This window comes from Streptomyces cahuitamycinicus, assembly GCF_002891435.1.
GTDB lineage: Bacteria > Actinomycetota > Actinomycetes > Streptomycetales > Streptomycetaceae > Streptomyces > Streptomyces cahuitamycinicus.
Genome location: NZ_POUC01000386.1, coordinates 1 through 7,707, shown reverse-complemented (window position 1 = coordinate 7,707; position 7,707 = coordinate 1). Strand labels below are relative to the sequence as shown.

Genomic DNA, 7,707 nt, shown 5'->3' with positions numbered 1-7,707 from the left:
AAGTACTGACCTTCTGCTACGTTGCTGCACGCCCGGGATCTTGGAACTTTGGAGAGCTGCTCGTGTCCGAGTCACAGCCCCGTCGGCGTGCCGCCAGACCCGCGCCCAACCCCGGCCTGGCGCCGGAGGGCAGCGGCGCTGTCGGGCCCGACGCCGATGACGTCCAGGAGCTGCGGATGCCAGCAACGGACGGCCTTGGTGGTCCGGCGGGCGAGCTCCTTGGCCTCGGCGGTCAGCTGCTGGATGCGCCTGGCCAGCAGCCGGAGCGTGAACACGGCTGCATCGTCGCCGTCGGGAAGGTCGGCGCACGTGGCGATCAGTGCTGTGTTGCTGAGGCTGGACAGGGCCTCGCGCAGCTCGGGATCGACGCCGAGGAGTACGGCCTTGAGCTGGTTCTTCGCCTGCGTGCGGGCCTTGACGGCTGACTCCTTTGGCCCCGGCTGCGCTGGCGCAGCTTGCCGATGCTGCCCTTCGCCGTCGCCTAGATTGCGGTCGCCAGCAGCACCATCGTCGGGTCGAGGTGGGCGGCTTCGCGGCGCAGGACCTCGACGGGGGCTCGACGCTCTATTCGGCCATGCCGTTGATGACGCGGTAGACGACGTACAGCCCGTACAAGGCGAGAAGCACGCCGAGGAATCGCGTCCACGCCGGCAGGGTGCGGCGCTGATGCGTGTTCCACATGCGCCGGAGGCGCACGACGGCGGAAAGGGCACCGAGCGAGGCGATCGCAGTGAACACCCAGAACAGCACGGGCCGATCACTCACCGGCGCCTTCTGCACTCCGGCGTTGCCGATGATGAGCAGCAGGTAGGGGGCGATGTACTGAGCCGGGCTGAACTCCCGAACCTTCTCAGAGCTGCCGGAATCGATCATGGAATGCCTCCGAAGTGGTAGGTGTCGGCATGGACGTGCGCCCCACGGCAGGGGGAACAACCGTGGGGCGCACATGGGTGTTACAGCCCCCGGGGAGAGGCTGCATCAGGTGAAGCCGTACATCACAGGATGATGTCGATGATCCACTCGATGGCCGTCTTGGCGGAGATCGCGCCGCCCAGGGTCAGAGTCTTCTTCACCCAGCCCGGAAGGGAGCTCCACTTGCTCTTGAAGTAGGCCTTGCCCTTCTTCGCCCAGTCGGTGAGCTTCTTCTGCCAGGAGTCGGGCAGCGCCTTGAAGGCCTTCTTCAGGGCCTTCTTCTTCAGCTTGTCCAGCCAGCCCTTGGCGGCGACGTCGTCGCCGGCGTAGACGGCGGTGATCTCCGCCTGGGTGAGGCCCTCTTCTCTCAGGAGCTGCTGGCCCTCAGCGGAGTCGAGGTAGCTGACGAACGCCTCGTGCGAGGAGAACTCGAACGCCGGGTCGACGTCCGGGGTGACGGAGGCGGCGGCGGCCATCTCGCGCTGCTCGTGGGCCTGCGCCGCCGTGGTACCAGCGACACCCAGAGTGAGGGCAGCAAGAGCAGTGACCGCACTCATGCGGATATGCCGACGATTCACTATCGTGGTCCTTCGGGTAAGACGGTGCGGGCGCTGCCCCCCGGTGCACTGATGGCCTGGAAACCGTGTGCGTCGGAAATGGTGGTGCCCGCACCCCCGGGCTTCTGTGCCGGGGGCGATGAAGAACCTAACCCTCTGTAGATCACTAGTTCCAGATCCTGAGACGCATATGCCCTGAAGCTTTCCCTGCCTTCGAACAGGTGGACGGGAGGTTCTCCGCAAACCGGGCGGACATATGGGAGTGATCTACGGCACTCAGGGCGGCGAGCTAAAGAAACCGGACTGGCTACTACCGCCACCCCGAAACCTCAAGTTCCGCTCAACTCCCGCGGACCCGCACCGGATCGGCTCTGCCGGTAACAGCGTCCAGGCACGCGAAAACGTCACACCAGGTCAGTCCTGAGCCTCCTTGGGGCCGTCGAGACCGGTACGGCCGTGCGGTGTCCGGAAGGGAACTGGGCCATCCACCCCAGGACTGAGCAACGCTCCTTCTGTGGGCGGACGCCTTTCCCGGCCTGTGGTTGGAATGCTGCCGATCATGACAATCGCATCCCCGGATCTCACCGGCTTCCCGTACCACCGCATGGGCCGCAGCACCGGTCGTCACCGCTGGTGGCGGCCGCTGCTCGGCACCCTGCTGTTCCTCCCGAGCTGGATCGTGCTCTCTCTCCTGCTCTTCACCGTCTCCTACGGCCTCGGGACCGCGGTCGGCTACCCGGAACTACCGGACGGCGGCGTGGACTTAGGCCCGCTGCGCAACACGGCACTGGATCTGACGTACATCGCGATCGCCCTGCCCCTCATCCTGCTGGCCGTGCGGTGGACGGAGAGACGCCCGGCCGGCACCCTCTCGTCGGTCACCGGACGGCTGCGGGTCGACTGGCTGGCCTGGTGCCTGCTGGCTGCAGTCGTCCCCATGCTCCTGCTGGCGGTGACCACCGCCCTCCTGCCGGACGACGGAGCTGCCGCCGGCGAGACTGCCTCGTGGGTCGGCTGGCGGCCGTTCCTCACCTCCTTGGTCGTACTGACTGTTTTCATTCCGGTGCAGGCCGCAGCCGAGGAGTACGTTTTCCGGGGCTGGCTGACCCAGGCGGTCGGAGCCTTCCTGCACTCCCCGTGGTTCGCGGTGCTCCCGCAGGCGGCGTTGTTCGCCGCAGTCCACGGGTGGGGCACCCAGTGGGGCTTCATCGATCTACTGTTTTTCGGCCTGGTGGCAGGGGCTCTGACCATCCGCACGGGCGGCCTGGAAGCGGCCATTGCCCTGCACGTCCTGAACAACCTGCTGGCCTTCGGCGTCTCTGCCGCAGTCGTCGACGGGTTGTCGTCCGACGACACCGCGGCTGACGCGCCCTGGCAACTCGCCATCGCGGACATGGCAAGTGTCCTGCTGTTCGCCGCAATCGTGCTGAGGTTGGCCCGGTCGCGCCCGCCGCAGCGCCTCTCGTCCCCGGCGACCATGCCGCCCACCTCGCACCTGCCGCACCCGCCACTGACGGATGCGCCGGCGCCGGACGGCACGCCGCGAAGCCAGACTCCGTAGCCACGCCCGGTCCGACGGCCGCCCTGCTCGTGGGCGGCGAAGAGGCGGTTCACCCAGCACAGAGGTGCTCACTCTCCGGGGTGAACTGGGGCAACAGCCGCATGCGGGATGTGCGTCAGGTACGCAACGAGCCCGCCGCCGCAGCGGATGCACAGCCCGCCTGCCGCCATGAAAATGTTGATCAAGCTAGCCGACAGCTCGCTCGTCTCCGGGGCGATCATCGCCGTCCTCGCCTCGTGGCTGACCACCCGCAACCGCAACCGCCAGGACCAGCAGGAGGAGATCGGCGCCCTGCGAGTGCAGGCCGACGCCATGACGGTGGCGGTGGTGGAACTGCAGGGCGCGGCCGCCGCCAACCACCTGCTTTGGGAAGGCCCAGCGGAACGGGCACGGTCGTTCCTGCTGGCCACACTCGCGTTCTTCGGCGGCGCCGCCCAGGCCAGGATCGCCGGTGGCACGGACGTGCAGAGCGGGCAGGTGGGCATGGGGCAGGCCGCGGAACTCCTCAGCTGGGAACGCCGGCCAGCAAGCAGACCACGGCCGCTGTACGGGAACCGATCGCCCGGGTCGCCGCCGCGGCGGCCCCGCTGATGCGCTGCTCCGACCCGGCCGTCGCTGCGGCCACCGAGCAGCTGCTCAACGCCTGCGGGGACGTGGAGAACACCGCGTGCCTGGAGGCGGCCATGGAAGCGTTCGGGCAGGCCGTCCGCGCGGCCACAGCACCGCGCCCGCCCTGGTGGGCGCGGCGCCGCGCCGTCCGGGCTGGGTGACGCCGGCGGCAGTGCGGGACCGCAGCTGGCTGCGGTCCCGCGGCCCGGTCAGTGGCGCGTCTCCCACCACAGGATCAGCAGCGTCACAGCGCCGCTGCCTAGCTTGTAGGCGGCGCCCTGCAGGAAGTGGTGGTGGGAAACCGTGTCCACGGCCCCCACTCCATTTCCGCAGGTGAGCGCTGATGGACGAGAGCCATCTGTCCACACGGCGTGGGTGCTTCGGATCTGAATTCGCGCTAGGCTCGGCATGCGGTTCCTTGCGTTAGCGTGCGTTTAGACCGTGCCCTACGTGGTGAGACGGACGAGTCGCTTGTAGCAGCACAGAGCGGCTGCTAGTCCGAGAAAGGCCAGGTAGTTACGGAGATCGCGCTCGTAGCGAGGGCTCAGACGTCGGTAGCCGGACAGCCAGGACATCGTCCGCTCGATGACCCAGCGGCGGCGGCCCAATCGTTCGCTTGACTCGATGCCTTTGCGCGCGATCCGTACTCCGATGCGTTTGCCACGTAACCATTTCCGCAGGTCGGTGCGGTCGTAGGCTTTGTCCGCGTGGAGGCACTGGGGCTTGAAGTGGCGGCCGCGGTGGGGGTCGTGTCTCGTTTGGTGACCCTCGACCATGGGCTTCAGCCCTTCGCTGTCATGGGTGTTGCCGGCCGAGACGCCGACGAGAAGAGGCAGTCCGTTGGCGTCCGACAGGACGTGCATCTTGGAACCCGGCTTGCCCCGGTCCACGGGGCTCGGACCTGTGAGTTCGCCCCCCTTTTAGCCCTGACGTGAGCGGTGTCGAGGACGACGCGGGTGACGTCGACGAGACCGGCGTCGTCGAGCCGGTGCAGCACCGCCTCATGCAGCCGCCCCCAGACGCCGGCTCTGGACCAGATCAGAAACCGACGATGGGCGGTCGACTTCGATATGCCGAAGCAAGGCGGAAGTTGGCGCCAGGCACAGCCGCTGACCAGCACGTAGATGATGGCTGCGAACAGCGTCTCATCAGGCGTGTCCTGTGTTCCGCCGCCCTGCGGCCGCACCCTCGACGGAGGAATCAGCGGCTTCGCGATCTCCCACAGCCCGTCCGGAACAATCCAACTCCACGTACCCCGCCCCATACCGAAGTCAACGACGCCTCACCACGTAGGACACGGTCTTACAGGTCATCTCATTTGGCCTGATCGATAGTCTGTCGATGTGGGGATCGTTGAGCGGCTGGTGCCGGATGAGTTGTGGGAGTTGTTCCAGCGGGTGGTGCCGGAGGCGCCGACCCGTCCGCAGGGTGGTGGCAGGCGTCGGCACGGGGACCGGGAAGTGCTGGCCGCGATCGTGTTCGTCGCGACGTCTGGTTGTACGTGGCAGCAGTTGCCATCCGCATCGTTCGGGCCGTCGGGAGCCACAGCCCACCGGCGGTTCACGGAGTGGTCGAAGACCCGGGTGTGGGCCAAGCTCCACCGCTTGGTCCTCGACGAACTCGGTTCCCGCGGCGAGCTGGACTGGTCCCGCTGCGCGATCGACTCGGTGAACATGCGGGCCCTGAAAAGGGGGAGCTGACAGGCCCGAATCCTGTGGATCGGGGCAAGTACGGCTCAAAGATCCACTTGATCACTGAGCGGACCGGTCTGCCCCTGTCCGTCGGCATCTCGGGTGCCAACGTCCATGACAGCCAGGCCCTGATCCCCCTGGTTCAAGGAATCCCGCCGGTCCGCTCCCGGCGCGGCCGACGACGGCGCAGGCCCGGCAAGCTCCACGGCGACAAGGGCTACGACTACAACCACCTGCGGCGCTGGTTACGCGACCGACGCATCACACCGCGGATTGCCCGCAAGGGCACGGACTCCAGCCAGCGGCTGGGCCGGCACCGCTGGACCATCGAACGCACCATGGCCTGGCTCGCCGGATGCCGACGCCTCCACCGACGCTATGAACGCAAGGCCAGCCACTTCCTAGCCTTCACCAGCATCGCCTGCACCCTCATCTGCTACCGCAGACTCACCAGCACGGACGGATATCAGGAGGCGTCGGTGTAGGCGAGGTGGGCTCCGCAGCCGGTGCAGCGGAAGAGCATGGCGGTTGCCTCCTGGCCCAGGCTGGTCAGGAAGTGTTCGAGTCGGCTTTCGTCGTGCCAGCCGTCGAGGCGCATGTCGTTCCGCAACTGGTCGAGTGCTTCGGGATGCGCCGCCAGCTCGGCGTATCCGACTTCCCCCACGAAGGCGGCCGCGTCCTGGCAGTGGACGAGCCAGTGTGGATCCTGCCAGGCGTGGAAGCCAGGGGTGCGGCGGGTGACCTCATGCAAGACGTTCTCACTGACACCGTCGAGCCCGTAGGAGTCGGTGAAGTCGCCGGCGAAGCGTTCAGCCGCACTGCCATCTGCGATGCACCAAGGACAGAACCGTCCCCTGACGTCCTGAGCAGTGTAGAAAGTGGCCGTGTAGATCCATCCCCTGTTGGCCTTGCAGCAGGCGCACGTCTCGGTGGACGCGCGGATGGACCCGCTCGCGAGGGGATCTGAGTGATAACGGAAGAAGGGCAGGCCGGCACTCATCGGCACTTTCCGATCCGCGACCTGGTCGCTCTGCCCACTGATCCCATGAAGAGCAGTCTGTCTGCGAGCAGGTTCTTGATCAAGCGCGGGGGTCGGAGTCTCTCTGCAGAGCCAAATGAGATGGCCTGTTAACGGAGTCCTACTAGTGCAGTCGATGGCGTTCGCCCCGGCCGCCCGGCTCCGCGACCGCCATGGCCTGCCCCTGGAGGTCCGATTCGGGTCAGAACGGCTGCCCACCGACCCGGAAGACGATGCCCGTGCGCTCCCGGGGCCGACTTAGGATCACGGGGATGACCAGTCGTTTGTCATGCCAAAGGAGCTCTCATGGCCGAGCTTGTCCGGCAGCAACACCTTTATGCGGATGTGGGGCATCACGGCTTCGGGCTTCAGGAGTCCGATGACGGTGACCTGCCCGTCCCCTTCCCTGACGACTTCAAGCAGGGCGTGTTCCTGAACGACTTCCCGGGGCGTCTCGACATCTACAGCGGTGGCCACACACATACCGCTGCGGTCACCGTAGAGGTCTGGGACGAACAGCCGCCCCAGCAGGATCCTTCCCGTTGGGACGAGCAGGCCGAGGCACCCTTCGAGTCGTCCAGCGGTGAAGTGGCCGTGTGGTCCATGGACTTGGGGCGCGCCGACGATGTGATCACGCTTGCCGATTCGGGAGGCTCCTGGCGAGTCCGGGTGAGCTGTGCCGGGCGCAGCGAAGCTGCGGCACTGTCGGAACAGGAGGGCACGGGCGAAGGCGTGGAGAAGTACCTCGTGCAGTTCTGGCCCGCAACGGCCTGAACACGGACAAGGGCGGGAGCGCCGACAGTTCGATGCCCCCGCCGTCGGCACGTCAGGAGACGATCTTCACGATGAAGCCGTCTTCCATTCCGTCGATGACCCGGTTCTTGGCGTAGAAGCTGAGCAGCAGGTTGCCGCCCGCACCGTTGTCTGCCTCTGCGATCGGTTTCACGGAGAAGTTGAACTTCTTCGCGTCCGCGTCGTAGTCGTGCTCCGCGGCGCCCTCATAGGTGGTGGCGAAGGGGTACTCGTCGCACTCGCGGGTGCCACCGTGGGTGTAGTTGGCGCCCCAGTATCGCTTGCACTGCTTGACCGCCGCCTACGCCGGCGGCGACAGCACCGACTACGGAGTCGTCCCGCCTTGCGGTTGTCGTCCTTGCGCGTCTTGTTGACCAATCGGTGCAGCGGCGTGTCGGGCGTCTGACCGGGCACCTTCTTCGCCGACATGTAGGGCTTGGTGTCAATCCCCTGGTTTCGTAGAGACGTTGGTTATGCGGCCCGGCCTTCCTGATCGGTGCGGGCTCGCGCTTCCTGGATGATCCGTTCGAATTCGACGGGTGGCTTCCCGCCGGCCGCGCTGTGACG

10 protein-coding genes and 1 pseudogene are annotated in these 7,707 nt (G+C 66.8%); 6 read left to right on the top strand and 5 right to left on the bottom strand.

Annotated features, from left to right (window positions below):
- Positions 1–425: hypothetical protein (locus C1J00_RS46025; RefSeq protein ID WP_219728391.1), on the top strand; the 425-nt coding region annotated here is incomplete at its 5' end.
- Positions 426–564: 139 nt separating this feature from the next.
- Here C1J00_RS46025 and C1J00_RS34080 read toward each other — a convergent pair.
- A complete protein-coding gene (locus C1J00_RS34080; RefSeq protein ID WP_102912831.1) occupies positions 565–873 on the bottom strand; it encodes a hypothetical protein in 309 nt (102 codons plus the stop codon).
- A 122-nt stretch (positions 874–995) separates the two neighbouring features.
- Complete coding sequence (locus C1J00_RS34075) at positions 996–1,469, bottom strand: hypothetical protein (protein WP_146046304.1); 474 nt, start codon at positions 1,467–1,469, stop codon at positions 996–998.
- Between the two features lie 559 nt (positions 1,470–2,028).
- Here C1J00_RS34075 and C1J00_RS34070 point away from each other — a divergent pair.
- The 3 genes from C1J00_RS34070 (at position 2,029) to C1J00_RS34060 (ending at position 3,800) form a co-directional block, all read left to right on the top strand.
- Positions 2,029–3,030 carry a CPBP family intramembrane glutamic endopeptidase gene (locus C1J00_RS34070; protein ID WP_245936610.1) on the top strand — a complete coding sequence of 334 codons (1,002 nt, stop codon included), beginning with the start codon at positions 2,029–2,031 and terminating at the stop codon, positions 3,028–3,030.
- 168 nt (positions 3,031–3,198) lie between these two features.
- Entirely contained in the window at positions 3,199–3,621 is a 423-nt protein-coding gene (locus C1J00_RS34065) for a hypothetical protein (protein WP_146046303.1), read from the top strand.
- A complete protein-coding gene (locus C1J00_RS34060; protein WP_102912828.1) occupies positions 3,621–3,800 on the top strand; it encodes a hypothetical protein in 180 nt (59 codons plus the stop codon). The genes C1J00_RS34065 and C1J00_RS34060 overlap by 1 nt, the downstream gene beginning before the upstream one ends.
- Positions 3,801–4,085: 285 nt before the next feature.
- Here C1J00_RS34060 and C1J00_RS34055 read toward each other — a convergent pair.
- Positions 4,086–4,903, bottom strand: a protein-coding gene (locus C1J00_RS34055; RefSeq protein ID WP_102912827.1) for an IS5 family transposase whose coding sequence is annotated in 2 segments (ribosomal slippage) — positions 4,086–4,561 and positions 4,561–4,903 — 819 coding nt in all. Because the reading frame shifts where the segments join, the coding sequence is not laid out codon by codon here.
- A gap of 85 nt (positions 4,904–4,988) precedes the next feature.
- Between C1J00_RS34055 and C1J00_RS34050 the strand changes: the two genes are divergently transcribed.
- Positions 4,989–5,815 (top strand): IS5 family transposase gene (locus C1J00_RS34050; protein ID WP_180989791.1). Its coding sequence is split into 2 segments (ribosomal slippage): positions 4,989–5,337 and positions 5,337–5,815, totalling 828 coding nucleotides; the frame shifts between segments, so codons are not numbered across the junction.
- Here C1J00_RS34050 and C1J00_RS34045 read toward each other — a convergent pair.
- Positions 5,797–6,330, bottom strand: coding sequence for a CbrC family protein (locus tag C1J00_RS34045; protein ID WP_102912825.1), 534 nt, complete (start codon positions 6,328–6,330; stop codon positions 5,797–5,799). The two genes, C1J00_RS34050 and C1J00_RS34045, sit on opposite strands and share 19 nt — an antisense overlap.
- A 324-nt stretch (positions 6,331–6,654) precedes the next feature.
- Between C1J00_RS34045 and C1J00_RS34040 the strand changes: the two genes are divergently transcribed.
- Positions 6,655–7,122 carry a hypothetical protein gene (locus tag C1J00_RS34040; RefSeq protein ID WP_102912824.1) on the top strand — a complete coding sequence of 156 codons (468 nt, stop codon included), beginning with the start codon at positions 6,655–6,657 and terminating at the stop codon, positions 7,120–7,122.
- Between the two features lie 52 nt (positions 7,123–7,174).
- On the opposite strand, the pseudogene C1J00_RS48400 reads toward C1J00_RS34040, so the two are convergent.
- Positions 7,175–7,414: pseudogene (locus C1J00_RS48400) on the bottom strand (NucA/NucB deoxyribonuclease domain-containing protein); the annotation flags it as partial.
- Between the last annotated feature and the right edge of the window lie 293 nt (positions 7,415–7,707).